At 43.8% G+C, this 26990-nt stretch carries 28 protein-coding genes; 20 read left to right on the top strand and 8 right to left on the bottom strand.

Annotated elements, in window-relative coordinates; all coding sequences use genetic code 11:
* The first annotated feature begins 523 nt into the window (after window positions 1-523).
* The 7 genes from A9237_RS26390 (at window position 524) to A9237_RS26420 (ending at window position 8692) form a co-directional block, all read left to right on the top strand.
* Window positions 524-1081, top strand: coding sequence for a fimbrial protein (locus tag A9237_RS26390; RefSeq protein ID WP_237358447.1), 558 nt, complete (start codon window positions 524-526; stop codon window positions 1079-1081).
* A 327-nt stretch (window positions 1082-1408) separates the two neighbouring features.
* Window positions 1409-2008, top strand: a complete 600-nt coding sequence (locus tag A9237_RS26395; protein ID WP_237358448.1) for a fimbrial biogenesis chaperone — start codon at window positions 1409-1411, stop codon at window positions 2006-2008.
* Window positions 1986-4490: a fimbria/pilus outer membrane usher protein gene (locus A9237_RS26400; RefSeq protein WP_167371698.1), complete on the top strand. Its 2505-nt coding sequence runs from the start codon at window positions 1986-1988 to the stop codon at window positions 4488-4490. The genes A9237_RS26395 and A9237_RS26400 overlap by 23 nt, the downstream gene beginning before the upstream one ends.
* Before the next feature lie 40 nt (window positions 4491-4530).
* Window positions 4531-5511: an OmpA family protein gene (locus A9237_RS26405; protein ID WP_078610173.1), complete on the top strand. Its 981-nt coding sequence runs from the start codon at window positions 4531-4533 to the stop codon at window positions 5509-5511.
* Window positions 5498-6493: a fimbrial protein gene (locus tag A9237_RS26410; RefSeq protein WP_078610174.1), complete on the top strand. Its 996-nt coding sequence runs from the start codon at window positions 5498-5500 to the stop codon at window positions 6491-6493. The genes A9237_RS26405 and A9237_RS26410 overlap by 14 nt, the downstream gene beginning before the upstream one ends.
* 220 nt (window positions 6494-6713) lie before the next feature.
* Window positions 6714-7649, top strand: coding sequence for a helix-turn-helix domain-containing protein (locus tag A9237_RS26415; protein WP_078610175.1), 936 nt, complete (start codon window positions 6714-6716; stop codon window positions 7647-7649).
* 104 nt (window positions 7650-7753) lie between these two features.
* Window positions 7754-8692: a helix-turn-helix domain-containing protein gene (locus A9237_RS26420; RefSeq protein WP_078610176.1), complete on the top strand. Its 939-nt coding sequence runs from the start codon at window positions 7754-7756 to the stop codon at window positions 8690-8692.
* Between the two features lie 283 nt (window positions 8693-8975).
* Here the strand turns inward: A9237_RS26420 and ulaG are convergent, their stop codons facing one another.
* Window positions 8976-10043 (bottom strand): L-ascorbate 6-phosphate lactonase, encoded by a 1068-nt coding sequence (gene ulaG / locus A9237_RS26425; protein WP_005448892.1) that lies wholly within the window; start codon window positions 10041-10043, stop codon window positions 8976-8978.
* A 124-nt stretch (window positions 10044-10167) separates the two neighbouring features.
* Window positions 10168-10923 carry an HTH-type transcriptional regulator UlaR gene (ulaR, locus tag A9237_RS26430; protein ID WP_005448893.1) on the bottom strand — a complete coding sequence of 252 codons (756 nt, stop codon included), beginning with the start codon at window positions 10921-10923 and terminating at the stop codon, window positions 10168-10170.
* A 386-nt stretch (window positions 10924-11309) separates the two neighbouring features.
* On the opposite strand from ulaR, the gene A9237_RS26435 reads away from it, so the two are divergent.
* From A9237_RS26435 to A9237_RS26470, 8 genes are all read left to right on the top strand, one after another.
* Window positions 11310-13070: a PTS ascorbate-specific subunit IIBC gene (locus A9237_RS26435; protein ID WP_005434683.1), complete on the top strand. Its 1761-nt coding sequence runs from the start codon at window positions 11310-11312 to the stop codon at window positions 13068-13070.
* Between the two features lie 123 nt (window positions 13071-13193).
* A complete protein-coding gene (locus tag A9237_RS26440) occupies window positions 13194-13670 on the top strand; it encodes a PTS sugar transporter subunit IIA (protein WP_009702554.1) in 477 nt (158 codons plus the stop codon).
* Between the two features lie 9 nt (window positions 13671-13679).
* The gene (locus tag A9237_RS26445) at window positions 13680-14372 is read left to right on the top strand and encodes an L-ribulose-5-phosphate 4-epimerase (protein ID WP_054756576.1); all 693 of its coding nucleotides are present in this window, start codon (window positions 13680-13682) and stop codon (window positions 14370-14372) included.
* A 4-nt stretch (window positions 14373-14376) separates the two neighbouring features.
* Window positions 14377-15198 carry a Cof-type HAD-IIB family hydrolase gene (locus A9237_RS26450; protein WP_005434688.1) on the top strand — a complete coding sequence of 274 codons (822 nt, stop codon included), beginning with the start codon at window positions 14377-14379 and terminating at the stop codon, window positions 15196-15198.
* A 5-nt stretch (window positions 15199-15203) separates the two neighbouring features.
* Window positions 15204-15851: a 3-keto-L-gulonate-6-phosphate decarboxylase UlaD gene (locus A9237_RS26455; protein ID WP_005434690.1), complete on the top strand. Its 648-nt coding sequence runs from the start codon at window positions 15204-15206 to the stop codon at window positions 15849-15851.
* An 8-nt stretch (window positions 15852-15859) separates the two neighbouring features.
* A complete protein-coding gene (locus tag A9237_RS26460) occupies window positions 15860-16741 on the top strand; it encodes an L-ribulose-5-phosphate 3-epimerase (RefSeq protein ID WP_005448899.1) in 882 nt (293 codons plus the stop codon).
* A gap of 183 nt (window positions 16742-16924) precedes the next feature.
* Entirely contained in the window at window positions 16925-17353 is a 429-nt protein-coding gene (locus A9237_RS26465) for a hypothetical protein (RefSeq protein WP_005434695.1), read from the top strand.
* 151 nt (window positions 17354-17504) lie between these two features.
* Window positions 17505-18371, top strand: a complete 867-nt coding sequence (locus tag A9237_RS26470; protein WP_017818333.1) for a glycerol kinase — start codon at window positions 17505-17507, stop codon at window positions 18369-18371.
* 126 nt (window positions 18372-18497) lie between these two features.
* Here A9237_RS26470 and nagB read toward each other — a convergent pair whose 3' ends face one another.
* Window positions 18498-19298 carry a glucosamine-6-phosphate deaminase gene (nagB, locus tag A9237_RS26475; RefSeq protein ID WP_005448902.1) on the bottom strand — a complete coding sequence of 267 codons (801 nt, stop codon included), beginning with the start codon at window positions 19296-19298 and terminating at the stop codon, window positions 18498-18500.
* A gap of 375 nt (window positions 19299-19673) precedes the next feature.
* Between nagB and A9237_RS26480 the strand changes: the two genes are divergently transcribed.
* Window positions 19674-19925, top strand: a complete 252-nt coding sequence (locus A9237_RS26480) for a DUF3081 domain-containing protein (protein ID WP_009706732.1) — start codon at window positions 19674-19676, stop codon at window positions 19923-19925.
* A gap of 146 nt (window positions 19926-20071) precedes the next feature.
* Here the strand turns inward: A9237_RS26480 and A9237_RS26485 are convergent, their stop codons facing one another.
* Window positions 20072-20425: a MaoP family protein gene (locus tag A9237_RS26485; RefSeq protein ID WP_009696586.1), complete on the bottom strand. Its 354-nt coding sequence runs from the start codon at window positions 20423-20425 to the stop codon at window positions 20072-20074.
* 148 nt (window positions 20426-20573) lie between these two features.
* On the opposite strand from A9237_RS26485, the gene A9237_RS26490 reads away from it, so the two are divergent.
* Window positions 20574-21467 (top strand): LysR family transcriptional regulator, encoded by an 894-nt coding sequence (locus tag A9237_RS26490; RefSeq protein WP_009696587.1) that lies wholly within the window; start codon window positions 20574-20576, stop codon window positions 21465-21467.
* Between the two features lie 126 nt (window positions 21468-21593).
* On the opposite strand, the gene A9237_RS26495 is transcribed toward A9237_RS26490, so the two are convergent.
* The 3 genes from A9237_RS26495 to A9237_RS26505 form a co-directional block, all read right to left on the bottom strand.
* Entirely contained in the window at window positions 21594-22289 is a 696-nt protein-coding gene (locus A9237_RS26495) for a pirin family protein (RefSeq protein ID WP_078610177.1), read from the bottom strand.
* 24 nt (window positions 22290-22313) lie between these two features.
* The gene (locus A9237_RS26500; protein WP_038895002.1) at window positions 22314-22757 is read right to left on the bottom strand and encodes a DoxX family protein; all 444 of its coding nucleotides are present in this window, start codon (window positions 22755-22757) and stop codon (window positions 22314-22316) included.
* Window positions 22758-23106: 349 nt separating this feature from the next.
* Window positions 23107-23310, bottom strand: coding sequence for a hypothetical protein (locus tag A9237_RS26505; RefSeq protein ID WP_020195070.1), 204 nt, complete (start codon window positions 23308-23310; stop codon window positions 23107-23109).
* A gap of 202 nt (window positions 23311-23512) precedes the next feature.
* Between A9237_RS26505 and A9237_RS26510 the strand changes: the two genes are divergently transcribed.
* The 3 genes from A9237_RS26510 (at window position 23513) to A9237_RS26520 (ending at window position 26289) form a co-directional block, all read left to right on the top strand.
* Window positions 23513-24880: a DNA-3-methyladenine glycosylase 2 family protein gene (locus tag A9237_RS26510; RefSeq protein WP_078610178.1), complete on the top strand. Its 1368-nt coding sequence runs from the start codon at window positions 23513-23515 to the stop codon at window positions 24878-24880.
* Window positions 24877-25359 carry a methylated-DNA--[protein]-cysteine S-methyltransferase gene (locus tag A9237_RS26515; RefSeq protein ID WP_078610179.1) on the top strand — a complete coding sequence of 161 codons (483 nt, stop codon included), beginning with the start codon at window positions 24877-24879 and terminating at the stop codon, window positions 25357-25359. Before A9237_RS26510 ends, A9237_RS26515 begins: the two co-directional genes overlap by 4 nt.
* 108 nt (window positions 25360-25467) lie before the next feature.
* Entirely contained in the window at window positions 25468-26289 is an 822-nt protein-coding gene (locus A9237_RS26520; protein ID WP_078610180.1) for a hypothetical protein, read from the top strand.
* A gap of 82 nt (window positions 26290-26371) precedes the next feature.
* Here the strand turns inward: A9237_RS26520 and A9237_RS26525 are convergent, their stop codons facing one another.
* Window positions 26372-26980: a DUF6198 family protein gene (locus tag A9237_RS26525; protein ID WP_039840752.1), complete on the bottom strand. Its 609-nt coding sequence runs from the start codon at window positions 26978-26980 to the stop codon at window positions 26372-26374.
* Window positions 26981-26990 lie beyond the last annotated feature (10 nt).

Below are 26990 nucleotides of genomic sequence, written 5' to 3' on the forward strand. Positions count from 1 at the left end.
TTGTAATTTATAGAGGTATGTTCTTTATTTTTTAATCATCAACAATAGTCAATGATAAAAAAGTAACAGTCTGTAATATCAGTAGGCATTCTTTTTTGGTGTTTTTTTTGTATGCTTACATGTGACGCTTTTTTTAGTACCTACACCTCGGTTTGTATCTAATTTTTTTCTATCAATAACAAATGCTAACGAAATTAAAGTGCATCTGGTTTTATACTTTATGGTTTGTTCAGTATTTTTGTTTTGATCATGTCAGAGTTTGATTAGGCATTCGTGAAATTATTTTTTAGAACCAGCTTATTTTTTGTTTAAGCACTAGATTCATAATACCCTTTCTGCTTTACCTGCAATCATTAATAAAAACTATTTTAATTGTATTATGGAGTTATTATCTCCATAGCCAAGTATATTATCTAATATCATAACTTGATTTGGTCGGCAGTTTTTCTATTAATATTGAATATAGGGAAATGCAGGTATTACAATCGTTAACCTTAGAATGGTTTCTTAAAGGAAATAAACTATGAAAAATAAATTTAAAACTATGATGCCTTTGATTACAGCTTTCGGCGTATCTTTAGTAACATTAAATGCTAATGCATCTGATGGTTCTATAAACTTTGTCGGGAAAGTTACCGCTAGTACATGTGATATAAGTATTAATGGTTTGGGCGCTGACCCAGTTATTACATTGCCGACGGTATCAACAAATGTTCTGAGTGCTGTTGGCGATACAGCAGGTCGAACTAACTTTACTATGGAATTAACAAACTGTAGCCCTGCTTCTGGCAATGTATTTACTTATTTTGAAAGTGGTGCTGATGTCGATCCTACTACTGGTCGTTTAACTAATAACCTAACCGCTGATAATTCGACGGGTGTTGATTTGCAGTTGCTTGATAGTGATGCCGCGCCAATTAAAGTCGGCGACTCGTCACAAATGACAGACTCTGAACAGGTAGCAATTGACGCCGGCACGGCTAGTGCGACACTTAATTATGCTGTTGAGTACTATGCAACTGCAGCTGCAACAGCCGGTGATATAGCGAGCACAGTGACATATTCTATTAATTATATGTAATGTGTTATCTATTTACTCTTCATAATTGAAGTTTTAAAACTCCTTCCCTTTATTTTAATTAATTGATTTTTAGTTAATTCTTTTAATTGAATACAACTAAAAAATACATAGCACAGCGGATTAGATATATTCTAGTGCTATAAAGTTATTGTTGTAGGGAAGGTTAATTTAAATTTAATCCACTTGCTAGCTGTTGGGCTTATTATGCTTATTGTTTTTCGTCACTTATTGTTGTTTTTAAGTTGTTTCTATACCTCGTATGCAGCTTCAAGTGTGGTTATTGGTTCTACGAGGGTAATCTATAATGAGGGGAAAAGAGAAGTCCAAGTGCAGTTGAAAAATAACGGTGATAAGCCGTTCTTGATACAAAACTGGATTGATATTGGAAATGCCGATTCTTTACCTACAGGTGTCTCAGTTCCGTTCGTTACATCACCACCGATCTCTCGTATTGAGGCTGGTGAGGGTGCTTTATTGAGAATATTCCTTAATGACACGGAAAAAGTGTTGTCAAGAGATATTGAATCAGTTTTTTGGCTGAATGTCCTCGCTGCTCCGCCAAAAGTCAAGAGTAATGAGGATAACAACCAATTACAAATTGCATTTAGAACAAGAATTAAGCTTTTTTATCGACCTCAAGGTTTGAGTGATGAGCGCCTACTGGACGTACCACAAAAATTAGTGGTTACGAAAAGTGATAGAGGGTTATTAGTAACAAACCCATCAGAATTCCATATATCTATCGCTCATATTTTACTAGAAAACTCTATAAGTAAATTTAGATCAGAAAGCAAAATGATTTCACCGAAAAGTTCAGCATTATTTGAGTTCGAAGAAGATGTTAACTTTGATAATTATAGAAAAGCTGAATTATTCTACATCAATGACTTTGGTGGAATGGCAAATGTCGAGTATATCTTTAAATAAGCTATTTTTCTTAGAATTAAAGTACCATGTTAAGAGTAGCGTGATTACTCTATGGTCTTTGTTAATTTTATTCCCTTACGCTACAGATGCTGAAGAAATGTTTGAGTTTGATTCTTCCTTTCTTCGAGTACGTGATATCGACATAGAACAGTTTTCATATAAAGGGTATGTTCCTCCGGGTGAATATAACCCATCAATGTATCTTAACGATGACTTTATTCAAGAAGTTTCCGTTCGTGTTGATGAGAAACAGAGGCTATGCTTTCTTGAACCAGTAGGAGAAGCTCTTGGGATCGATTTTCTATCACTACCCAAAGAGTTTTTATCATATCTGGATAAGAATAACCGTTGCTTCTATTTAGGTAAAATCTACCTGAAAAGTGGCACCATGGAATATAACTTATCTTCATCAAAACTAAATATCTATATACCACAAATATATCTAAAAAATTTACCTAGAGATTACATTTCCCCGGAACTTTGGGATGAAGGTGTTAATGCGGCTTACTTATCTTACAATGTTTCGGGATTTGATTCTAATAATGGTGAGACGCAAACAGTGAGCTCCTATTTTAATGCTGGAATCAATATCGGTTCTTGGTATTTTAGGCACAAAGGGTCTGCATCTTGGATGTCGACAGGAGAAACCGAATATTCTCACATTAACAGTTTTATAGAAAAACCAATCACGGATATAAAAAGCAAAGCAATTATAGGGTTGTCAAATACGGAAGGTAGACTGTTTGATACTTTGCCTACACTGGGAACTCAATTGAGAAGTGAGTCGCTCATGCTTCCTCGCTCCCAAAGAGGCTATGCACCACAAATATTTGGTGTAGCCAGAACAAATGCCAGAGTAACAGTTAGTCAAAATGATAGTTTGATTTACGAGACTGTTGTGAGTCCAGGTGAGTTCGTTATTGACGATTTGTATCCATCAGGTTTTGGCGGTTTTTTGGAAGTTGTCATCCATGAGGCGGATGGGACAGAACAAAAGTTCTCAGTGCCGTATGAATCATCATCACGTTTGCTGAGGCCTGGCACACATGAGTATTCTCTGGTTGCAGGCCAGTATTATGATGAGTCATTACTAGAGAAACCTTTAATACTTGAAGCTACGTACGAAAGAGGAGTTGCAAATGCGATCACTCTATACGGAGGCTTAAGAGGAAATCAGGATTATCTTGCAACAAAAATGGGCGTTGCAATTGGGACGTCCTTAGGTGCGTTTTCGTTAGATGCTACTCATGCCAATACTCAATTGTTGGGGGAGTATGAAGACAGCCAAGGTCAGAGTTATGAAGCACAATATAGTAAGAGTATTACATCAACAGGCAGTAGTATTTCCATAGGTGCTTACCGATACAACACTGAAGGATACTTTAGCTATCAAGAGGCAATGAAAACAAGAGACAATATCTTAAGAGGACGACCTGTTGATAGTTTGTTTGACTCAAAGAACCGCTTTATTTTTACTGGTAGCCAAGAACTGCTTGATGATTTGGGGCAAGTTCAGGTTTCTGGTTCTTTTGAAAATTATTGGAACGACGAAGATTACCGACGACAATATCAACTTGTTTACTCTAATCAATTCCGAACAGTAAGCTGGGGAGCAAACATCAGTCGTACAGAAGATGAAAATGGCGATTTTCAAACTTCTTTTGGTCTGAATTTTTCGTTGCCTCTAGGTTTTATTGAAGAGCGGTCGCCGCCGAATCTTAGAGCGAACTTTTATTCTGATGATAGTCGTAACAGCCAGCAGATTAGTATCTCAGACGTAGTCGGTGATGATTCTGAGTTTAACTACGGAATGAGCATTACTCGTGACAGTGAATCAGATGGTACATCATTTGATATTAATACTGGTTATGTTGCACCTGTTGCTACAATCTCTGCTAGCTATAGTCGAGGAGAGTCATACAGCAATAAGAGCCTATCTATTTCGGGGGCAATTGTTGGGCATGAAGGTGGAATTACGCTGTCCCCGTTTACCGGTGACAACTTTGGTATAATTGAGGCACAAGGTGCTAAAAATGCAACGATATCTGGTTATCAACAAGTAAAAATTGATGGCAACGGTTACGCGGTTGTGCCAAATTTGCAGCCGTATTCATCAAATAGAATAGGGGTTAGTCTAGAAGACGCACCTCTAAGTATCGAATTATTGCAATCGAGCGAGAGGGTTGTGCCTTATGATAAAGCAATTGTAAAGGTTAAGTTTGATACAAAGTTTGGTTTACCTATCCTCATAAACACCTCCTTCTCGGGAGAAGCAATTCCTTTTGGTGCAAAAGTTGTTGATGAAAATAACAACCTAATTGGTAACGTTGGGCAAGACAGTAAAATATTCGTACGTATCCCGAATCAAAAAGGAAAGTTAGGAGTATCTTGGTCAAGCGGTCATTGCTTTATTCAATATGAACTATCAGATGAACAAGTTAATTCTTACGAATTCATTTCTCTCAATGAGATTTGCCAGTAGCAAGATGAAAAGCAGAATTAATTCTTATTAAAGGAAGATTATGAAGATTATAATGCAGAATTGTTCCGTTATCTCAATGGCTTTTTTATCTTTCCATTCAATGGCTAATGTGGGGGGGAAGGATGAAAGTGTTTTTCCTCACTTGTTTATAGGAGCGCAAGGGGGGCTAACAAGCTCTTCATCTGATAATAATTTCGGTTCGTTTAGAACATCAATCGGCATGCAATTAAATGAAAGTTTTAGTTGGGATTTAGGGTATAAATATATTTCTGAATCATCGCGAGGAAGTATTAATAACTTAGGGGTTTTTGAAGGAAACTTGCGTTATGATATGTATTTTTCTCAGCGATTTAGTACGTATTTTAAAGGCGGTCTAGGTTACTGGATGGTTGATGAAAATGATGGAACATCACTTGAAAATACAAGTGATTATGGCTTTAGTCCTTTGCTTGAGGTCGGCTTTAATTACTTATTAACACCACAGGTACATCTTAATCTTGGCTATAACTATCTGTATAACGTAGGCAGTAACCGTGTCTATAAAGATGATTATCAGTCTTACATGATTGGATTAACGTATCACTTTAAAGGTCATCCTTTCACCCGAGTATCTATTGAGCCTGAGCAAGTAGAAAGCAATGATTTAACGCCCTTACCACAAACTGGAGAGTTTAATATGACACTAGAAAATGTGTACTTTGATCATGACAGTAGTGAGGTAATAAAAAACCGTTTTCTTGATGAACAACTAGATTTACTGGCTGATAATTTAAAACTGTATCCTGAGGTCGAAGTAAAAGTCATTGGGCATACTGATGCTACGGGAAGCGAAAATTACAATAGGGCTTTGTCACAATCACGTGCTGAAAATGTTGCGGAATTAATTACTTTACGAGGCATTGATAAAAGCCGGATTATAGCATTGGGTATGGGGGAAAGTAGACCGATTGCAACAAATAGTACAGCTACTGGTCGGGCGAGTAATCGACGAGTAGAAATTAAGGAAAATGATGATGACTAGAAATTTCTCTATTTTATCATTAATTGCGTTTTTATTTCTTGGATTGAAAAGTGAACCGACTCATGCATTTTCGTGTAGTTTTGGCTCATTTGGCTTGCGCAATGTTGATGTGAATCTATCGAGCTTGAGTAATATCGGTGATTATGAGGTCGTTTCAGATTTTTCAAAACATACATGTACTGGTGGTGGTGCAGCTCACCATCTAGATTATCTGAGGATTGATGCCGCGCGAAATGAAGCCATCTTAAATGGAACTGGGTTGCAGATGATGTATCGGTATGGAGGTGTTGATTATACCGCGGAAGAGGCGTTATATCGATGCATATGGCCTATTACTGGCTCTGTGTGTCCTTTATATGTGTACGAAAGCAATAAAACAAGTCCGGCGCACGGCATGATCATATTTAAGCGTGTTTCAGCACCTACATCAGAAGTGAATATTCCACCATACAGTAATTTGGCTTTTTTTAGCTTTCAGCAACATGGTGCGTATTCATCCACCCCTTCTTGGGGATCAAATCGTATCCAGTTGACGATTAGAAATATAGATGCAGTGGTTACGCCAACATGCTCAATTGGTGTTGAGAGTGTCGATCAAACAGTAATGCTTCCTAATACACAAATAACAAACTTTTCAGGAGTTGGTTCAACGACTGGATCTACGCCTTTTACAGTTGAGTTGAATTGTGATGCGAACGTTACAGTTTATGCTCATGTTACGGACTCAAATGAGCTTGGTAATACAAGCGATATTTTGTCTCTTGATGAAACATCAACTGCTAGTGGCGTTGGAATACAAATGTTATATGGAAACCAGCCGATTAGTTTCGGGGTATCAAATCAGTTTTTTGTGACTGAAGAAACTAATGGTACAGGAGTTGATTTTATTATTCCTTTTGATGCTAGGTATATACAGAGTTCATCAACAATTACACCAGGAACTGTATCCGCCAAAGCAACTATTTCATTTGATTATTTTTAAAACTAGTTGTTGATTAATGATGTTATAGATATTGTCATGAAGTGGTTATTTTTTAGCATTGTGCTCTAGTCAGTTCTTAAATTTCAATATATCGTTTTTCTATTTATTAAACTAATATTGTTAGTTTTCTAACGATTGTTGAAGTTATAAGCATAGTTTTCATTATGGTTATATTGAGTTTGTTAAATTTAACAATTTTAAGGCAGGGAGCTTAAAGAAGATGTTTGGTCAATTGCTGAAAGATATTAGGAAAATATTTAAATATACCCAAAAAGATTTAGCTGCAAAGCTCTCTCTAGAAAGTGAAGAGTTTAGTCAGATAGATTTAGTAACGATAAGTCGCTGGGAAAGAGGCACTACGACGCCTAACAATGCAAAGGCATTGCGAGTAATCCGTTGTTTGACCAATGATGTGAGACCATTTTTAAGCCTTTTAACTCATGATCTTGTTCCATCGAAGTCTCTAGATGAGTTCATTCAACTTCGCTATGGAACAAATGTTATTCAATTGACTTTGGCGGCATTTGGTTTGCAAGTACCAACAGATAAAAATGAAATTTTCCATGATGAAATTATCAAAAAGGTTAATGATCCGGTCTTAATTAAGATATTTGACTATCATAGTTTGTTTGATCAAGACAGACTAGATCTTATTAATATTGATTTATATTTGTATCACGAAGAAAGGAAACTGCATGGCTATCGTTTTTATGAAGCTTCACAACCCGATGTTATCATAGGCAGCACTATTTCATTTATTCTAAGTACAGAATCTATCGAGAATGAGATTAGGCTTAAAGGTTGTGATATAGACTTAAAAAAATCAGTAAAGTATAAGGATAGTGGGCGTTTTTCTTTGTATATGGCAAGCGTAATGATCACAAGCGGAGAGGTCTTTAAATATAACTGGATACAGCAACTTCAATTTTTATCGACCCACAGTAATATTGAAAGCCTCTACGTTAGCGTAGTGACTGAGACAGTCGTTCCCTTTCTATTGAGTATTGGATTTGAAGTTGTTGCGACTAAAAATCCAGTCAAAGTCGGTGGAATAAAAATAGGCAGAAGACGTTATGAACGGTGTTTGATGAAGATAGATACGAGTGTGTTACTGACCAGCAAGGAAGCATTGAGCTTAATTGCTGATTATCTTTAAGTGATTAGGCAGTTAGGCTTAGAGAATAATAAAGGTATCAACTAACAGTAAGATCCAAATTCTTATCTATAATGTAATCAGAGACGGAACATAGGTAGATAAGGATGTTTGGAGAGATTCTCAAAGAGGTTCGTGAAAGGAATAACTTAACGCAAAAGGACTTGGCACTTAAGCTTGCCAATGCGAACGAGGAGTTTCGCCAACTTGACTTGGTGACCATCAGTCGCTGGGAGAGAGGCACAACGGCCCCCAATAATGCCAAAGCGATCAGGGTACTACGTTCTTTGAATGAAGACCTGAGCTTGTTCCTTAAATATTTAGCACAGTCACAATCAGTGTCTTCGCGATCTTTAGATGAATTTGTGTATGAACGTTTTCATTCAAACATCCTTCAGTCAACGCTGGCTGCTTTTAACTTGAATGTACCCCAAGAAGACGAAGTGATAGAGCATGATAAGGTTTTTCTTCAAGTCAATGATGCAATGCTTATCAAGATTCGTGATTACCACAGCCGGTTTAACCAAGACCGATTAGCATTGTTCAGTTTGGATTTATATCTTTATCAAGAAGAAAACAAGCTTCATGGCTATCGGTTTTATTATGCTTCTGAGCCAGAAAATATTTTAGGCTACAGTATGGCTTTTTTCTTTAATCAAGAGGTGTTGGAAAACCAAATCAGAGATAACGGTTGTGATATCGATATGAGGAACTCTACAAGTTACAAGAAAAGTGAACCAATGAGTCTCTTATGGGCAAGTGGTATTGTGACCAGCAGCGCGCTGTTTAGGTACAACTGGACACAACAGATCAAGTTTTTAGCAAGACATAGCAACATTACCCACCTTTATGCCAATGTGATTATAGAATCTATGGTGCCTTTTTTGACGGATATAGGCTTTGAGATAGTTTCAGCGAAGAATCAGGTAGAAAAAGGTGGGATTAAGATAGGCCGTCGACGTTATGAGCGCTGTCTTATGAAAATCGACACGAGTGTGTTACTGACAAGCAAAGAAGCACTCAGTTTGGTGCAAAGATCGTTCTAACTGACCGTGAATTGGTATATTAGCTTCTAAGATTAAAAGTCGTAGATTTTAGACGCCTCTGAAGAACTAGGCATCAACAATTTAGATTACTGGAATGAGCCATGTTCTTTAAATTTATCAATGACTAATATTCGGTTTGTTTAGGACGCTACTGATGCGAAATCGTCGGACATTTATCATCAGTAATTTCCTTTTCTCCTTATAAGACTCTAGCTAATTGCCCGTCGCATCCATCATCGCGACGGGCTTTTTTTATTCCTGCCAAACGGACGTTGCGACGGAATTACAAGAATGCTTTGTATGGCAGTTCTGGTTCGTTTTTGAAGATGTCGCTAAAGCCACGGAAGTGTTGGTAGTGCATGCGACCTTTATCGGTTGGGAAGGTGTATTTGCCCCCAACTTGCCAGAAGAACGGTGCGAACTTGTATTGCAGACGGTCTTTCTTCATGTTCCACAACACTTCGATTTCGCGTGGGTCGTTTTGGAAGTTCGCCCAAATATCGTGGTGGAATGGCATCACGACATCACAATTCAATGATTCTGCTGCGCGTAGGATGTCAGAAGACGTCATCTTGTCAGTTACGCCGCGTGGGTTTTCACCGAATGACAACAGTGCCACGTCGATTTGATATTCGTTGCCGTGAGCGGCGTAGTAGTTCGAGTAGTGTGAATCACCAGAGTGGTAAACCGAGCCGCCTGAAGTTTCAATCAGGTAGTTCACCGCGCGTTTGTCCATGCCGTCGAGGATTTCTTTATCGTAAGATGAAGTGCCTTCGGGCAGCGTGACAAGTGCAGTACGGTCGAATGAATCCAGAACACGGATCTTCATGTCGCCGACCTCAAGTACATCGCCCACTTTCGCGACAACACAACGCTCTTCTGGCACGCCCCAACCCATCCATAAATCGACACACGCTTGTGGACCGATGAACTTCACGTGGTCACCACAGTTTTGCAGTACCGCTGCCGCGACGTTAACGTCGATATGGTCAGCATGGTCATGGGATGCCATCACAGCGTCGATCTCTTTGATAGCAAACGGGTCAAGCGGGAAGATAGCAGTACGTAGGTTTGGTTGCAGTGCTTCGACACCGCCCATACGCATCATTTGGTGCTGGTTCTTCATGAAGGCATTCTTTTGTGTCTTTTTGCCCGTACCACACCAAAAGTCGATAGAGATGTTGGTGTTGCCCTCACTCTTCAACCAGATACCTGTACAACCTAGCCACCACATCGAGAATGTATTTGGTTCTACCACCGTATTTTCGATCTCTTCGTTTAACCAGGTACCCCACTCAGGGAATGTATTTAGGATCCAAGATTCACGAGTGATTTCATTTACTTTACTCATAGCAACACCTTTTTGTTTCACAATTTTTATTAAATTTGGGATGTAGGGAGCCGAGCGCCTTAATTTGTGGTTAAGGCACTGAGCTGAATTATTTTTATTTATTTGAGAAAGAGGCTAGGGCGCGTTAAACCAGAATGACCTGTGTCCCTTTTGCTTCTATCGCTTTGATGACTTCTGGGTTGGCGTTTTTGCCTGTGATCAGAATGTCGATTTTCTCGGTAGGACAGAACAACATGCCTGTTCTGTGGCCCACTTTGGAGCTGTCTACCACGACGACGAGCTTGTCGATTTGCTCAAGCATTTGCTGCTCTGCCACCGCAGTTAACATGTCAGCCTTGTAGAGTCCGGCTTCGGTTAACCCTTTACCCGAAGTGAACATCCAATTGCCTGCGTAACTGCCAAGCGAGTTGGGCGCCGGATTTAAGAACAATTTTTGTGAACGGTTGTATTGACCGCCAATGATGATCACATCGTCATGGTCTTCATTGATCAGGTAGCTTGCCAATGGGAAGTAGTTGGTGACGATCTGCACGTCTTGTCCACATAGCTTCTGCCCAAGTAGGAAAGCGGTTGAACCGCAGTTGATGACCACGCTGTCGCCAGGCTGACAAAGCTCAGCGGCTTGCATCGCAATCAAGGATTTTTCTTCGTAATGCTCAGTGCTGTTGATGTTCAGCGGTGACCATTTTTTCTTTTCTGCTTCGACGCGTTCTGCGCCGTTGCGTACTTTGCGTAGTTTTCCTAGTTCATCCAGCTTAGAGATATCACGGCGAGCCGTCGCTGGAGAGACGTTAAAGCTCTCAATAATGTGTGAGACGTTAATCGTCTGATTTTCTTCTAATAAAGACAGAATGCCATTGTGTCTTTGTACTTCATTCATACCCATCACCCTATTTGATTCAAATTCACCGAAATGTGTATCTAGTGATTATTTGGTGATTACTTGTGATTTGTTTTGATTCTATTAATCACGCTCTTGATTGTCAAATTCAAGACTGATGAAAATCTGAACTTCATCACAAGAATTTATAAGTTATTGTATTTATTGGCAATTCAATTTTTGTGTGTGATCCGCTTACCATTTGTAGGGTTTTTTGGAGGGCAAAATTGATAAATATCAAAATAATCACAAATGAGCATTGCGTGATTACTTTTGATTGTTAGAGTTTATTTCGTGAGCAAAAACTGAGTAGATTCTGCGACATCAGATGGAATCACTCTGACCTACATACGATTACAAATAAAAAACACTCTAGGGGTAAAGATATGGAGTTCTTGTACGACATCTTCTATATTTTTTACAGCCAAGTTATGACCAAAGCCCCACTACTACTGGGTTTGGTAACATGCATTGGCTATTGGTTGCTGAGAAGAGACGCCACCACCATCATTAAAGGTTCCATCAAAACGATCGTGGGTTTCATGCTGGTTCAAGTGGGTGCGGGCACCTTAGTTGCTGGCTTCAAACCTGTGATTTCCAAACTTTCCGAATACCACGGGTTAACCGGCTCGGTCATTGACCCTTACACCTCCATGATGTCTACCATGGAAGCAATGGGCGATAACTACTCCTGGGTGGGTTACGCCGTTCTATTGGCATTAGGTATCAACATCCTCTTGGTACTGTTCCGCCGCTACACAGGTATCCGCACCATCATGCTGACTGGTCACATCATGTTCCAGCAAGCAGGTCTGATTGCCGTGTTCTACTTTGTGCTTGGCGCAAGCATGTGGGAAACCATCATTTACTCTGCGGTGTTAATGGCGCTGTACTGGGGTATCTCCTCCAACATCATGTTCAAGCCAACTGAAGAAGTCACCGGCGGGGCGGGATTCTCTATTGGTCACCAACAACAGGTCGCGTCTTGGATTGCAACAAAAGTAGCACCAAAACTGGGTGATAAGAACGACAGCGTTGACCACCTAGAGCTGCCTAAATGGCTACATATCTTCCACGACAGCATCGCAGCAACGGCGATCGTGATGACGGTGTTCTTCGGCATCATTCTGCTTTCATTCGGTCTTGATAACCTTCAAGAAATGGCGGGCACCACACACTGGACTATCTACATCTTAGAAACGGGTCTGAAATTCGCTGTTGCGATTCAGGTGATTGTTGCCGGTGTACGTATGTTCGTTGCTGAGCTGTCTGAGGCGTTCAAAGGCATCTCTGAGCGCGTGATTCCAAATGCGGTATTGGCGATTGACTGTGCGGCTATCTACGCATTCTCTCCAAACGCAATGGTATTTGGTTTCATGTGGGGTGCGCTGGGTCAATTCGCGGCAGTACTGGCAATGCTGGCATTCGATGCGCCAATCATGATCATCCCTGGCTTCATTCCAATGTTCTTCTCTAACGCGACCATCGGCGTATTTGCTAACCACTTCGGTGGCTGGAAAGCGGTGATGAAGATCTGTTTCGTGATGGGCATCATCGAGGTTCTAGGTTCTGCTTGGGCTATCCACCTATTTAGCCAACACGGTACGGAGTTCAACGGCTGGATGGGCATGGCGGACTGGGCGCTTGTATTCCCACCAATCATGCAAGGTCTGTCTGCATCGAAAATGTTCTTCTTCGTTCTTGTTGGTCTGTCTCTGGTTTACATGTTCTTCGCTTCTCGCAAGCTACGTGCAGAAGAAGACGCGCAAGGCACAGTAGAAATCAGTGAAGAGCCAGAAGTGATTGAAGCGGTAGAGCAAGCAATCAAAGCGAGTGACGGTCTGCGCCCAGTAAGCATCCTCGCGGTATGTGGTAACGGTCAAGGTTCATCGATGATGATGAAAATGAAGATCGGCAAATACTTAGAGAAGAAAGGCATTCCTCACGTGATGGACTCATGCGCAGTGTCGGACTACAAGTCGAAGCTTGCGAGCACGGACATCATCGTATCGTCGAAGCACCTGTCTGCGGAGATGGAACCAGGCGAAGGCAAGTTTGTACTCGGGGTGCAAAACATGCTTAACCCTAACTCCTTCGGGGACGAGCTACTCGACATCATCAATAAAAACTTTGTACCAGCAAAATAAAACAACATGACCAAATACTTCTCTCAATGAAGAGATAAGAAACCAATAACAAACAGCGGATAACAACAGTGGTGCCGGGCTTCGAAAAGCCAAAGTCACGGCACCCAAACTGGAGATAGAACAATGGGATTAAAACAATCACTGATCGACAACAACTCAATCAAACTGCAAGCAAAAGCGTCTAACTGGCGTGAAGCCATCAAGATTGGTACGGACATGTTGATTGCCTCTGGTGCGATTCAGCCTTCTTACCACGACGCCATTATCAGCAGCGTGGAAGAGTTGGGTCCTTACATCTGCATCGCGCCTAACTTGGCACTGCCACACGCAAGACCAGAAAACGGCGTGATTCGAACTGCTTTCGCACTGGTTACGCTAGAAGAGCCAATCTACTTTGAAGGCGAAGACGAGCCAGTTGATGTGCTAATCACGCTAGCAGGTAGCTCTTCAGACGAGCACATGGAAGGTCTGATGGAAGTGACCCAAGTGTTGGATGATGAAGACAGTGAAACGGGCGTGGATTTGGACAAGCTTCGCCGTTGCCGCAGCAAAACCGATGTATTCAACGTGATTGATGAAGCTCTGGCTGTCACCGCCTAAGGAGAAATCATGTACAGCGAACTGAAACAACGTGTGCTCGAAGCCAACCTTAAACTGCCGAAATACGGCTTAGTGACCTTCACTTGGGGCAACGTGTCTGAGATTGACCGCGAGCGCGGCGTGATTGCGATTAAACCATCAGGGGTGGAATACGATGGCATGCGCGCTGAGCACATTGTGGTGGTCGATTTAGACGGCAATGTGGTGGAAGGCAATATGAATCCATCCAGCGATACCGCGACCCACATTGAGATCTACAAAGCGTTCCCACAAGTGGGTGGCGTGGTGCACACCCACTCACGCAGCGCAACGATTTGGGCGCAAGCGGGGATTGATATTCCAGCACTAGGCACGACTCATGCCGATTACTTCTACGGCGACATTCCGTGTACTCGTAAGCTCTCACAACGCGAAATTGCCGAAGAGTACGAGAAGAACACTGGCTTAGTGATAGTGGAAGAGTTTCGTCAACGCCGCATCGACCCAGTGGCAGTGCCAAGCGTGATTGTAGCAGGGCATGCGCCTTTCTCTTGGGGAACCAACGCCGATGATGCTGTGCACAACGCAGTGGTATTGGAAGAGATTTCTGCCATGGCATTAGCAACGCGTTCACTCAACAGCGGCATCAAGATCCAGCCTGAGCTTTCAGACAAACACTACCTGCGTAAGCACGGTGAAAACGCCTACTACGGGCAGAGGTAACGACATGTACAAAGTGCTTGCTTTAGATTTAGACGGAACCGTCCTCACCGATGACCACAGCATTCACCCAGAGGTGAAAAAAGCGATTCAAGAAGCGCAGCAGAAGTGTCACGTGGTGATTGTCACCGGACGCCATCACACTGCGGCACGTCCGTATTACGATGAGTTGGGTCTTACCACGCCTATCATCTGCTGCAACGGCACTTATGTTTATGACTACCACAATGACCGTGTACTCAAGCACAACTCCATCGATAAGGAAGATGCACTGACGTTCATCGCCTTGGCGAAGGAGTTTCAGGTCAAGATGGTGATGTACGTAACTGATGCCATGACGTACTCAAACTACAACCCAATTCACTACATGGAAGCGTTGGAAAAGTGGGCGAAAACCGCGCCAGAGCATCTTCAACCGAAGATCTACAAAATCGACTCGTTCAGCGAAGAAGTGCGCAATACCGAGTTCGTGTGGAAATTCGTAGTGGAAGGTTTACCAAGCTCGGTAGAACGCTTGATTGAAAACCCATGGGTGAAAGAGAAATTCAACGGCGAACGCTCGTGGTCGAATCGCATAGACTTCGCAGCAAAAGGCAACAGCAAAGGCTTAAGACTGGCGGAATACGTTTCTGAGCTGGGTTATCACCCGAATCATGTCATTGCCGTGGGCGATAACCACAATGATATTTCCATGCTCCGTTACGCCGGATTAGGCGTTGCCATGAATAACGCAGACGAGACGGTACGTTCAAGCGCCCGTTTGGTGTGCGAAACCGATAACAATAACGACGGCTTAGCTCGTCTGATACGTGAAAAAATTCAAGGATAAACATCATGACCAAACCAATGATTCAAATCGCTCTAGACCAAACTAACCTAACTGACGCCGTGGCGGTTGCAAGCAATGTACACAGCTACGTCGATGTGATTGAAGTGGGCACCATTCTCGCTTTCGCAGAGGGGATGAATGCTGTCTCCACGCTACGTAAGAACCACCCAGACCATATTCTAGTGTGCGATATGAAAACCACTGACGGCGGCGCGATTTTGTCTCGCATGGCGTTTGAAGCTGGCGCTGATTGGATTACGGTTTCAGCTGCAGCGCACATTGCGACCATCGAAGCGTGTAAGAAAGTGGCGGATGAGTTTAGCGGCGAAATCCAAATCGAAATCTACGGCAACTGGACGATGGAAGATGCGCAAGCGTGGGTGGATCTTGGTATCACTCAAGCGATTTATCACCGTTCTCGCGATGCAGAGTTGGCAGGGATTGGTTGGACAGACGCTGACATCAGCAAGATGCGTCAACTCTCTGAGTTAGGTATCGAGCTCTCTATCACGGGCGGCATCGTGCCAGAAGATATCTACCTGTTTGAAGGTATCAAAGCGAAAACCTTTATCGCAGGTCGCGCATTGGCTGGCGACAAAGGGCAAGAAACTGCAGAAGCATTGAAAGCGCAAATCGACCGTTACTGGAACTAGGGGGCGACATGTATCAGAACTTACAACGTCATCGTGTTGGCTTGTATGAGAAAGCGTTGCCGAACGAGTTGAGTTGGGAAGAAAAGCTCAGTGTGACCAAAGAATTAGGCTTCGACTTTCTAGAGATCTCGGTTGACGAATCAGACGAGCGCCGTAGCCGCTTAGATTGGGACGACGAGACGATCTACGCCCTGCGTCACCAGTGCGAACGCTACGGGATGCCACTGCAGTCGATGTGTTTGAGCGCGCACCGCAAGTTCCCGTTTGGCTCGGCGGATCCTAAGATCCGAGAGCAAGCTGTGCTGCACATGGAAAAGGCGATCGCATTGGCGTACAAACTTGGCGTCCGTACTATTCAATTGGCTGGCTACGATGTGTATTACGAGCCAGCAAACCGTGCCACGCATTTGCGCTTTATTGAAGGTATGAAGGAAGCGGCGAAACTGGCAGAGCGCGCAGGTGTGATGCTTGCTGTTGAAATCATGGACACCGATTACCTCAACTCATTGAGCAAGTTTGAGGTGCTTAATCGCGAAGTGAATTCGCCGTATTTCACTGCTTATCCAGACGTAGGCAATATCTCTGGTTGGAACTATGACGTGTGCACCGAACTGAAATTGAGTAAGCCACACATTACCCAAATCCACCTTAAAGACACGTATCGTGTGACGCCGGAATACAAAGGTCAGTTCCGCGATCTCGTGATTGGCGATGGTGAAGTGAACTTCGATGCCATCTTCCGCACACTCAAAGAGACAGACTGCGTCGTGCCACTGGTGATTGAGATGTGGGCGCACGATGAACATTGGCGTGCGCACATTCAAACCGCCCAACAGCGCTTAAATCAAGCGTGTGATCATGCGGAATTACCAAGGTTGTTTGCCGCATAATTCTCTCTTAACTGCAAAAACACTTACATGCTCCGGTGCTCGTTATTGGGCACCGTTTTCCCATCGTGGGAACGTGCAGTTTTTAACCCTCGTGAAAACTGCACTCTTTCGTTTCATTGGTTGACTTACCATCAGGGTTGGCGCAAAGTTGCGCTTTGTCGTTATGAAACCCCGTTAATCTGAATGAAATTACTCCATCTGCAACTTTTCTGGTACGAAAAACATCACACCCTATTGGAGATGGAAGACCTGCCAATTCTCACCCCAGCGCAAGAGCAAGAGCTGCGCGAGTGGGCGAAAACACGCCGCAAAATCCTCAGCTACGAAGTGCATCAACAGCCTTGGGTAAAAGTGAACGTCGACGGTTTCTCATCGATTTTAGAGCTCAAACCAAATGGTACGCTGGTGGAAAAAGACTTGTTCAGTGAGCGCGGCTTACAGGGTTTATGGAAGGTCAGCGACGGCTTCTTATTCATCAAAGTCATCAGCGGCGAATTCATCGTCGAATACCAAATCGTTGGTCACACCGAAAACAATGTGCACAGTGGTATCGAGTACATAAACGGCAAAATCAGCACCTACAGCAAGTTTGCCAAACTCGCGAATAATTAAGCCGATTCAATTTGATGTAGAGAAAGGAGCCTAAGTGCTCCTTTTTTGTTGTGGATAGAAAATCCCAACTATTCTTACTTCAAGCAATGAAATCAATGCGTTAATATCCAAGTCATCACCTTATTTGAAACAGTAGCAGGAGGCATGAATCGTGTCTGAAAAAATATCGACGTCGGCGCTGGCAAAAATGCGTCAGATAGAAGCCAAGCTGCTGTTTGCTGATCTGAAGCGTGCTGGCTACATCGTTCGCCAAGACGAGAAATGGATTTTGACCGAAGAGGGCGCCAAGTTTGGTGGTGAGTATGTTGATCACCCTAAATTTGGACAGTTCATTGTTTGGCCGACCAACTTGCACATCGAGCTTGCTGCGACGTCTGGCAAAACCTACAGCGCAACCCAGTTAGGTGAGAAGCTTAAGCTCAACGCCAAGCGCATGAACCAGCTGTTAAGTGAATTAGGCTGGATCAGCAAATCCGAAGAGGGTTGGAGCTTAACTGAAGCTGGAATCCGCGCTGGTGGGCAGCAGAGAACCGATAAAGAGTCGCAGAATACCTTTGTGGTGTGGCACGACGTAGTGCTGCGTAACAAGCGACTCAAGCAGTCTGTGATTGAGTTTTTAGGACAAGATGCCGAGTCCCACTCCACAGATAAGTCGTTTTCTAGTTTTCGCCAGAAGTTTGAAGCTAAGCACCGCACTTTAGACGGGCATTATGTTCGTTCTAAAGGAGAACTGCTTATCGATAACTGGCTGTATTTGGCTGGTGTGGTGCATGCTTACGAGCGCCAACTGCCGATCGACCAAGACGTGACAAGCGATTTCTACCTACCAGGTGGCAAGGTCTATTTGCAGTTTTGGGGCAGTGATACTGGCGAGATGTTAGAAGTGGAGCGAGAGAAGATTCGTGCGGTGTACGAGCAGCATAACTTCAACCTCATTGAGGTCGAACCGAGTGAGTTAGATAAGCTCGATGAGGTATTGCCAAAACGTCTGCGTCAGTTTGGTATTCAAGCTTATTAAACGCCTCGCTAGCGGTTGTTTAGATTCCTACACCTTCAAACCTGCCAGTCTCTAAAAACGAAAAAACCCGTGATGACTCACGGGTTTTGTGTATTCAGCGTTTATCTTTGGTTGTTACCCGAAGGATTAGAAACCTTTGATGTTTTCCGCTTCTAGCTCAGAGAAGTACTTAACAGTCTTCACTTTAAGCTCTTGTTGTGAAGGCTCATCACAAACGATCACTGCTTTAGGGTGTAGTTGAAGTGCAGAAACCGTCCATAGGTGGTTTACGCTGCCTTCTACTGCTGCTTGTAGAGCAAGTGCTTTGTTGTGACCAGTTACTAGGATCATCACTTCTTCAGCGTCTAGTAGCGTGCCAACACCGATAGTTAGTGCGTACTTAGGAACTTGGTTGATGTCGCCATCGAAGAAACGAGAGTTCGCGATACGAGTGTCTTCAGTTAGTGTCTTGATGCGAGTGCGAGAAGACAGAGAAGATGCTGGCTCGTTAAATGCGATGTGACCGTCGTTACCTACGCCGCCCATGAATAGGTTGATCTTGCCGTAAGACTTGATTTTGTCTTCGTAGCGTTGGCATTCCGCTTCGTGATCTTCCGCGTTACCGTTAAGAAGGTTGATGTTCGCTTCTTGAATGTTTACGTGGTTGAAGAAGTTGTTGTACATGAATGAACGGTATGATTCTGGGTGATCCGCAGGGATACCGATGTACTCGTCCATGTTGAAAGTCACAACGTGTTCGAAGCTCACTTCACCAGCTTGGTAAAGTTCGATCAATGCTTTGTAAGTTGCTAGAGGAGTGCCACCAGTAGGTAGACCCAGAACGAACGGACGCTCAGCAGTTGGTTTGAAGTCGTTGATGCGCTTAGCGATGTGTGCTGCTGCCCACTTGCCTACTTGTGCTGCTTGAGCTAACGGGATAAGTCTCATTTTGTGCCCCTAGTTATTGGAATTTAAGATGTCCTGAAACATTAATTCGCATTATAAAATAAGTAATGACGATCTGCTATTGTTTTAGGTCAAAATTTTGCTTTTTCTTTAACCAATGTTGCTTTTCTCAACAGTTTTCACGTTTGCTTGTTGCGATTACCCTCTTATATAGAGTGCGTTAGACTAGTTGATTAGCGTTTAAAATTTATGACTGAAAAAAAGTTTTTTGGCTGAATGAGCGAGCCAAATTGAACCGAGTTGCGTAGGAGAAGGGGAAGAAAAATACCGAAGTTATGATCTCACGCAATCTATGGTGTGGCACGGCGTTTCTTCCTTAACCATACTTAAAGTGTGTTTATTGCTGAGGGAATCGCAATGAAAAACGACTTAGACGCAACCAAAGTGCTGCAAGCATACGAATGTGTGATGAACAACGGCACGCCTACCGAGTTTGGCAAGATGTATGAAGGGGTAGAAGCCTTTTCTGATTACGACGGCTATAACGTGTTTCTGAGAGGCAATGGCGTGGAGCTCAAAGTGGGTTTCCACAACACCTATCAGTTGGAGTATGACCAAGAGCATCTTAAAGACAGCTTCTTGAAGAAGGTCGCCATGTTGGCGAAGTGAGTGCTCGCCGGATAAATAGGTTTACTAAAAAATGAAAAAGCCCTTTGGTGAAACACCTCTGGGCTTTTGGAAAAGAAAAATTTTTGCAACTCCACAGAATGAAACACTCTGGGGATTAACCAAGCATTAAGGCTTGGCAGAGTCGGTTAATCGTCTTCTGCTAGGCTCTCTTCTGCGTAGTCATCTGTCGCCTCTGGTTTGTTACGACCATTTAGCGTGTGGAAGCGTTTGCGACCACGAGCTAATTGTGTGTATTTTAACCAAGTGCGCTCGATCTTAGTTTTCGCTTTGCCTGGGTTTTCCAGAACTTTCACGAAGTGTTTCTCTTCGCTGTTCTCAGGTGTCAACTCGCCTGACTCTAGGCCAAGCATAGTATCCCCATAAATTGTTAGGATTTCCTCTTCCGAAAGAGTAAAATCGCCAGACTTTGCAAAGCCGCGTGGGAATTTTACGTTGTCGTAAAAACGTTTTTTGCCATGACGAAATTCAGTGTCAGACATATCAACAGCCTCTGTAACCGTTATTGATGAATGTGATGAATTACGGCGAAAATTAGGCGCAAAGCTAACAAAAGAAAAACAAAACTTTTTTGTCGTCAAAATTTTAATTAGTTGTTAATCTGGTTTTATATTGACCAGGAGATGGTTTATGGATGTAAAGGTCTTTCGAACATTTTTAGAGCTGGCAAAGGTTCGTCACTTCGGACGAGCTGCTGAGAACTTGTACATTACTCAAGCCGCAGTGAGCGCACGCATCAAACAACTCGAAAGTTATTTCGATACGCAGTTGTTTATTCGTGATCGAAATAACATAAAGTTGACCTCCGCAGGTGAGCGTTTAATAGGCTATGCCGAGGTGATGGTCACCACTTTGCAGCAAGCCAAACTCGAATTATCCCTCGAAGATGGCAAAGCGTTGCAGCTCACCATGGGTGGTACGCCGAACATTTGGGATGCTTACCTGCAAAACTGCTTGAGTGTCGTAACGGACTCGTTTGGTGGTTACGGTTTTATGGCGGAAGTCATGGGACGTGAGATGCTAAGCCGCAGCCTGTTGGAACGTACACTCGATATGGCTTTCGCCTTCGATCAAATCAAAGCGGATGAGCTTAACTGCAAAAAAGTTGCTGACGTGGTGTTGGTGCTGGTGTCTACCGAACAAGATTCTCTTGATACGGTGTTTAACAAGAAATACGTTTACGTTGATTGGGGTACGCGCTTCGCTTCAGAACATGCGGAACGTCACCCGAAAATCCCAGCGCCTTACCTTCGCACTTCAACCGCTCGTATCGCGTTAGACTTCGTTTTAGAGAAAGGTGGCAGCGCATACCTACCAGCGTCTCTGGTAGAGCCGTTTATTGCAAGTGGGCAGCTCCACAAGGTGTCTGGCGTAGAAGATTGGTACCGTCCTATCTATTTGAGCTATCGCAAAGCCAGCACGTCTGTAGAAGCGATTAAGCAGGTTGAAGAAATCGTAAAAGAGATTGACCCGTTAACGGCGTACAGCTTGCAACAAATTGCGGACATTCCTGCAGACGAGTAATTTCTGCTTTTGCGATCCAGAGCAAACTTAAACGAAAACCCCTTGGTGTGATGCCAAGGGGTTTTTTATATGAGATTGCAAAAATCTTTAAGCATTTATAAAGCCAGGCAATGGCTGAACCGAGAGTTATGGCAGATCGAACACCAATGCGGTTGTTGGTTTGTCCGAATCATTGCGGAACACTATGGTGCTCTGCTGTTCTACTTTCGCTCCATCACCACCGGTCAATGTGGTGTTGTCGACCTTAAGCTCACCTTCCACTTGATGAACATACACGTTGCGACCTGATTCGATCGCAAAGCTTAACTCGGAGTTAGCATCGAGAATCAACTGATGCAGTGTGGCATCTTGCTTAATGTGCAGCGTGCCATTCTCACCAGTTGGTGTTGCAATGGTGGTTAAGCCTTTTTCCTGACCAAAGTCTTTTTGTTGGTAACCTGGTTTATTGCCAAACGTGTTTGGTTGAATCCAGATTTGCAGAAAGCGCAATGTTTCACTGTCTGAGGCATTGTATTCACTGTGGTAAATCCCTTTGCCAGTCGACATCAGTTGGAATTCACCAGCAGGCAAGGTTTTTACGTTGCCTTCACTGTCTTTGTGAGCGATAACGCCTTGCAAAACATAACTGATGATCTCCATGTCGCGGTGACCATGTGTATCAAACCCTGCATTAGGTTCGACAATGTCATCGTTAATCACGCGTAGCTCTGAAAAGCCCATGTGTTGCGGATCGTAGTAGCTGCCGAAAGAGAAACTGTGCTTACTGTCGAGCCAACCAAAATTCGCGCGACCACGGTCATTTGCATGTCTTACGGTAATCATAATCATCTCCTCCTAGTGATCGTCTTACGCCAGTTTCTGACGAAGTGCTTCATCCAATGCGGCTTTGCCTGCGCCAGAGAAAGCGAGAGAAACGCTTGCTGCCAGTAGTGCTAAACCAAACTCGTAACCGTTGTTCGACATAAATAAACCGTTTTCAAAGTGGACCGAGAAAATGGCGATCACCATGGTGAATGCTAACGCCACGGCTGCCGGGCGGGTAAGCAGACCAAGTAAGATGAACAAGCCGCCAAAAAACTCTGCACTGCCAGCTAAAAATGCCATCAACATGCCAGGGCCTAAACCAATCGATGCCATCCATTGACCTGTACCTTCAAGGCCATAACCGCCAAACCAGCCAAAAAGTTTTTGTGCGCCGTGCGCCATAAAGATGATGCCGACTGGAATGCGAAGTGCGAGTGCGCTGTAACCTGCGTTTGAAGTGGTGATTTTCTGTAGTAGTGCTTTCATGACTTTATCCTTTCTCGAATTTTTCTGATGCGGAGTGGTGACTCCCTTGCCGTTGAAATCAGTGTAGGTAGGAGGAGAGAAAGAAAAAATTGGGGCAATTTGATGTTCTCGTTCGATAAATTCGATGGAACGTGTTTAACTGAATAAATACAGATTGTTAGGTTGCTGTTAGGCGTTGTTTATTGGTTGTTGCTGTAGTGGTTTTGATTATGGAAATCGCAAAATTTCGAATAACTTTTCGAGCGTGTTTTGTATTTTGAAACAAGAATTCCGTAAATGCAGAGCAAAAAAAAGAGCACTGTAACCAGTGCTCTTTTGCTTTTACGATTAACAAGGGAGAAAGGAGTTTTTATAGATTCATTAAGCTTTCAAGCGAGTCTTCCACACTACGGTAGTGATAAGTGCGAATATTCACACCATCAGTCGCATTGATTTGAATTTCTGAAATCTCGTTATCAGAGTCGCGTTCGATAATCCCTATCGAGTGCTCGACTGATTTACTGGTAATAACCTTGTGATTTCTAAGTACAATCACGCACGTATGTAAGTCCATGCCAATTCCCTTTAGCCGACGTTGTTGTGTTGTTCTGATCTAACTTTAGTGCACAAATTTACTAATGCCAAAATTTCTCAATATTGAGTTCCGAAAATGGCTAATCTACAGTAACTCCTCGTTCTACAATGAAGTTATACCGATCGAGTGGTGAGCAAGTAACCCACTCGTAAACACCCACTGTGTACGCAAGGACAGCACTATGCTCATCCACCCACACACATCGTTGACCTTCGAACAATGTCAAAAAGCACGTATGGCACGTGACAGCCGTTTTGATGGGCGCTTTTACATTGCGGTGAAAACCACAGGGATCTTCTGCCGCCCGATCTGCCCAGCTAATTTGCCCAAAGAGGAAAACGTCGAGTACTTCACTGACAAGACGCAAGCCTTGAAGGCGGGTTATCGTCCGTGTTTGCGTTGTCGCCCGGATAGTGCACCAGGATCGTGGGCTTGGAAAGGGGTTGAAACCACATTTCAACGTGCGATCAACATGATCGATCAAGGTGCATTGCATCATCAGTCTCTTGCGGATCTCTCTGAGCGTCTCGGGATCTCGGATCGTTACTTGCGCATGCTGTTCGAACAATATTTGGGGATGTCACCTAAGCAGTATGCGCAGTATCAGCAATTGATGTTTGCCAAGCAGCTTCTGCATTCGAGTTCGATGTCAGTCACTGAAGTCGGCTTTGCAGCAGGTTTTAACAGCACTCGACGTTTCAATGATGCGTTTCAAAAGATCCTTCAGCTAACGCCTTCTCAAGTGCGCAGAAAGGAGTTTGATGGCGTGGGGACGAATCGAATCGTGCTCCCTTATCGCGGAGCTTTGAACTGGCAACACATGCTCGACTTTTATCGTCTGCGTGCGATTGAGGGAATGGAAGAAGTTACACAAGACGCATACCTGCGCAATGTTCTACTCGATGATTGCCATGCACGATTTAAGGTCACTCAAGGGGAGGGTTACCTTGAGATGGAGTTCGACATTGAAGACGTCACGAAATTGCAGAATTTGGTGTCTGGTGTGCGTCGTATGTTCGACCTTGATGCGGATATTTGCACGGTGGAGCAACACCTTGAATACATTGCGCCGGGATTGGTGAAAACCCACGGGATTCGTATTCCGGGCGTCTGGAGTGCGTGGGAGGCCGGTGTACGTGCTGTGCTAGGGCAGCAAGTGTCGGTCAAAGCGGCTATCGGGCAACTTAACTTGTTGGTAGCAACGCTCAGTAGCGATCAGCAAGCGCGTCACTTTCCGACACCAGAAGCCATTGCGAATGCTGATGTTAGCTTCTTGCGTATGCCGCAAAGCCGTAAAGACACGCTTGTGCGATTTGCTCAGTACATGCAGCAAAACCCAGAAGCCGATCCGCAGCAATGGCTGGAATTAAAAGGCATTGGTCCGTGGACGGTGAGCTATGCGCAATTGCGTGGCCAATCTCAGCCCGATTGTTTTTTAGATAAAGACTTGGTGGTGAAGAAAGCCATGCCAAATTATCCGTCATTGAATGCTCATACTGCGTCGCCTTGGGGCAGTTACGCGACTTTTCACTTATGGAATCAATCATGAAATCACTTTATACGGTAATGCCAAGTCCGTTAGGCGCTGTGACCATTCAAGCGAACGATCAAGGTTTGCTGGGAATTTGGTTTGAAACGTGTACCACCAAACCAGACGATTTGGGTGAGCGTGATGATCAACATGCGGTGCTCAGCCAAACCGTTACTCAATTGGAAGAATACTTTGCTGGGCTGCGTAACGAATTCGATTTGCCCCTTGCAGCGACAGGTACGGATTTCCAAACTCAAGTGTGGCATGCACTAACGACCATTCCTTATGGTGAAACATGGAGTTACCAAGATCTGGCGAACGCCATAGGCAATCCGAAAGCGGTACGCGCGGTGGGGCTAGCGAATGGTAAAAACCCAATCTCGATTGTAGTGCCTTGCCATCGTGTCATCGGCAAAAGTGGCAAGCTTACAGGCTATGCGGGCGGGGTAGAGCGCAAACAGCGATTATTGGCATTGGAAAACGGCACACCACTTTAAGCGAGGCCATTCTCAGAATCAGGCAAGGTTTACCTTATTTGCTTCGATTTTGTGTAGGGTTGTTGAGCTAATAAGCAATCTAGAGCAATGAAAAAGGATAATAAGGATATGTCTTTCAAAACGGATTTTGATGCATTCATAAACCAAAGCTGGCAGCAGCATGAAGCGCAGCCACAACAAACATACACTCAATTAGAACAAGCGCTTAGCGAGGTGGAAGACACTAACCATGCTGAGCGCATCTTACCCTTAATGCTGCACACTTCCATCGGTCATCTGCACGACCCGAAGCTGTTTCTCACCAGTTTAGATAAGCTCGAAAATGTCTTTGCGAATCAGTGTTTGGCACGCCTGAGAGCCAAAGCCGTCGCGCAGTACTTTGTTGACCAAAACACAAACCATATCGCTGATTTGGAGGATGTCGATCAGCGTCGCGTGTTTGCTCAAATTGCTAATGAGCTGTCAGCAATGAATGAGCTAGAGCAAGCCAGCACGTGGTTGGCAAAAGCAGCCAACGATATAGATTCAGACCAAGCTGCCGAGCCTTTAGCGCGCTCAATTGCCATTACGGGTAACAACCTTGCCTGCCAATATGAAGAGCTTGAAACACGCTCTGAAGTGCAAGTAAAACACATGCTAGAGGCCGCCACGTTGGCGCTTGAATACTGGAAAGTTGCTGGTGGTTGGATGCAAGAAGAGCGCGCAGAATATCGCTTAGCCATGAGCCTGCTTAAAGCTGGTGACCCACTCAAAGCCAAAGTGCACGCTGAACGCTGTGAGGCTATCTGTCGACAAAATGGTGAAGACGCTTTCGAGCTTTTCTACGCGCATGATTTGCTGATGCTGGTGCACTATCACTTAAGCCAAGCGAACAAGCAAAAACTGACGGCAGATGATCAGAAATACTGTGAGAGTTCGCCATTGGTGTAATGTTTTCATTAGCGAATTAGAACAAACAAAAAGCCCCGAGTTAATGGCTCGGGGCTTTGTTTTTTCATCGTGACTTGTGCTATTACACAGCTTGTGGCTTGGGCTGATAACGCCCAGGTTTGTGGTTCATGGCCAAGATTAAGTTGGTCGCCACAGCGCCCAGTACAGAAAGTGCAATCAAGTAAACATCGACGATAAATAGCGACATCACAACGATGGTGCAGTCGAGCGCCATTTGTACTTTACCTGCGCGAATGCCAAAGCGTTCCTGAAGGTAAAGCGCCAAGATGTTAAAGCCACCTAAACTCATCTTGTGGCGGAAAATCACCAGCATTCCCATACCAATCAAACCTCCACCGAGCAGTGCGGCGTAAACGGGTTCAATACGAGAAATTTCAATCACATGGTGCAGGTGGTCTACCGCAAAGGAAACGATCGAAACCGCAATAAAAGTGTTGATGGTAAAACGCCAACCCATGCGCATCACAGACAAAATGTAGAAAGGTAGGTTAAGTACGAAGAACACCTGACCAAAACTGAAGTCACTGATCTTAGTGAGGAAGATTGCTAAACCCGCTGTTCCGCCAGTGAGCAATCCCACTTTGTTGAAGAAGATAACCCCAAGTGACACCAACGCACTACCGAGCGTCAGAGCCAAGAGGTTCTCTCTAAGGCTATGATCTTTATCCATAAAAGTATTT

The sequence above is a fragment of the Vibrio owensii genome (assembly GCF_002021755.1).
GTDB classification, from domain to species: Bacteria; Pseudomonadota; Gammaproteobacteria; order Enterobacterales; family Vibrionaceae; genus Vibrio; species Vibrio owensii.

Coding starts and splice junctions, on each gene's coding strand:
- A9237_RS26440 (WP_009702554.1), top strand. CDS start 13,194: ATGGGATTAAAACAATCACTGATCGACAACAACTCAATCAAACTGCAA.
- A9237_RS26410 (WP_078610174.1), top strand. CDS start 5,498: ATGATGATGACTAGAAATTTCTCTATTTTATCATTAATTGCGTTTTTA.
- nagB (WP_005448902.1), bottom strand. CDS start 19,298: ATGAGACTTATCCCGTTAGCTCAAGCAGCACAAGTAGGCAAGTGGGCA.
- A9237_RS26465 (WP_005434695.1), top strand. CDS start 16,925: ATGAAATTACTCCATCTGCAACTTTTCTGGTACGAAAAACATCACACC.
- A9237_RS26415 (WP_078610175.1), top strand. CDS start 6,714: ATGTTTGGTCAATTGCTGAAAGATATTAGGAAAATATTTAAATATACC.
- A9237_RS26445 (WP_054756576.1), top strand. CDS start 13,680: ATGTACAGCGAACTGAAACAACGTGTGCTCGAAGCCAACCTTAAACTG.
- ulaR (WP_005448893.1), bottom strand. CDS start 10,923: ATGAATGAAGTACAAAGACACAATGGCATTCTGTCTTTATTAGAAGAA.
- A9237_RS26455 (WP_005434690.1), top strand. CDS start 15,204: ATGACCAAACCAATGATTCAAATCGCTCTAGACCAAACTAACCTAACT.
- A9237_RS26490 (WP_009696587.1), top strand. CDS start 20,574: ATGGATGTAAAGGTCTTTCGAACATTTTTAGAGCTGGCAAAGGTTCGT.
- A9237_RS26405 (WP_078610173.1), top strand. CDS start 4,531: ATGAAGATTATAATGCAGAATTGTTCCGTTATCTCAATGGCTTTTTTA.
- A9237_RS26400 (WP_167371698.1), top strand. CDS start 1,986: ATGTCGAGTATATCTTTAAATAAGCTATTTTTCTTAGAATTAAAGTAC.
- A9237_RS26525 (WP_039840752.1), bottom strand. CDS start 26,980: ATGGATAAAGATCATAGCCTTAGAGAGAACCTCTTGGCTCTGACGCTC.
- A9237_RS26435 (WP_005434683.1), top strand. CDS start 11,310: ATGGAGTTCTTGTACGACATCTTCTATATTTTTTACAGCCAAGTTATG.
- A9237_RS26485 (WP_009696586.1), bottom strand. CDS start 20,425: ATGTCTGACACTGAATTTCGTCATGGCAAAAAACGTTTTTACGACAAC.
- A9237_RS26420 (WP_078610176.1), top strand. CDS start 7,754: ATGTTTGGAGAGATTCTCAAAGAGGTTCGTGAAAGGAATAACTTAACG.
- A9237_RS26460 (WP_005448899.1), top strand. CDS start 15,860: ATGTATCAGAACTTACAACGTCATCGTGTTGGCTTGTATGAGAAAGCG.
- A9237_RS26480 (WP_009706732.1), top strand. CDS start 19,674: ATGAAAAACGACTTAGACGCAACCAAAGTGCTGCAAGCATACGAATGT.
- A9237_RS26495 (WP_078610177.1), bottom strand. CDS start 22,289: ATGATTACCGTAAGACATGCAAATGACCGTGGTCGCGCGAATTTTGGT.
- ulaG (WP_005448892.1), bottom strand. CDS start 10,043: ATGAGTAAAGTAAATGAAATCACTCGTGAATCTTGGATCCTAAATACA.
- A9237_RS26520 (WP_078610180.1), top strand. CDS start 25,468: ATGTCTTTCAAAACGGATTTTGATGCATTCATAAACCAAAGCTGGCAG.
- A9237_RS26505 (WP_020195070.1), bottom strand. CDS start 23,310: ATGGACTTACATACGTGCGTGATTGTACTTAGAAATCACAAGGTTATT.
- A9237_RS26500 (WP_038895002.1), bottom strand. CDS start 22,757: ATGAAAGCACTACTACAGAAAATCACCACTTCAAACGCAGGTTACAGC.
- A9237_RS26390 (WP_237358447.1), top strand. CDS start 524: ATGAAAAATAAATTTAAAACTATGATGCCTTTGATTACAGCTTTCGGC.
- A9237_RS26515 (WP_078610179.1), top strand. CDS start 24,877: ATGAAATCACTTTATACGGTAATGCCAAGTCCGTTAGGCGCTGTGACC.
- A9237_RS26450 (WP_005434688.1), top strand. CDS start 14,377: ATGTACAAAGTGCTTGCTTTAGATTTAGACGGAACCGTCCTCACCGAT.
- A9237_RS26510 (WP_078610178.1), top strand. CDS start 23,513: ATGCTCATCCACCCACACACATCGTTGACCTTCGAACAATGTCAAAAA.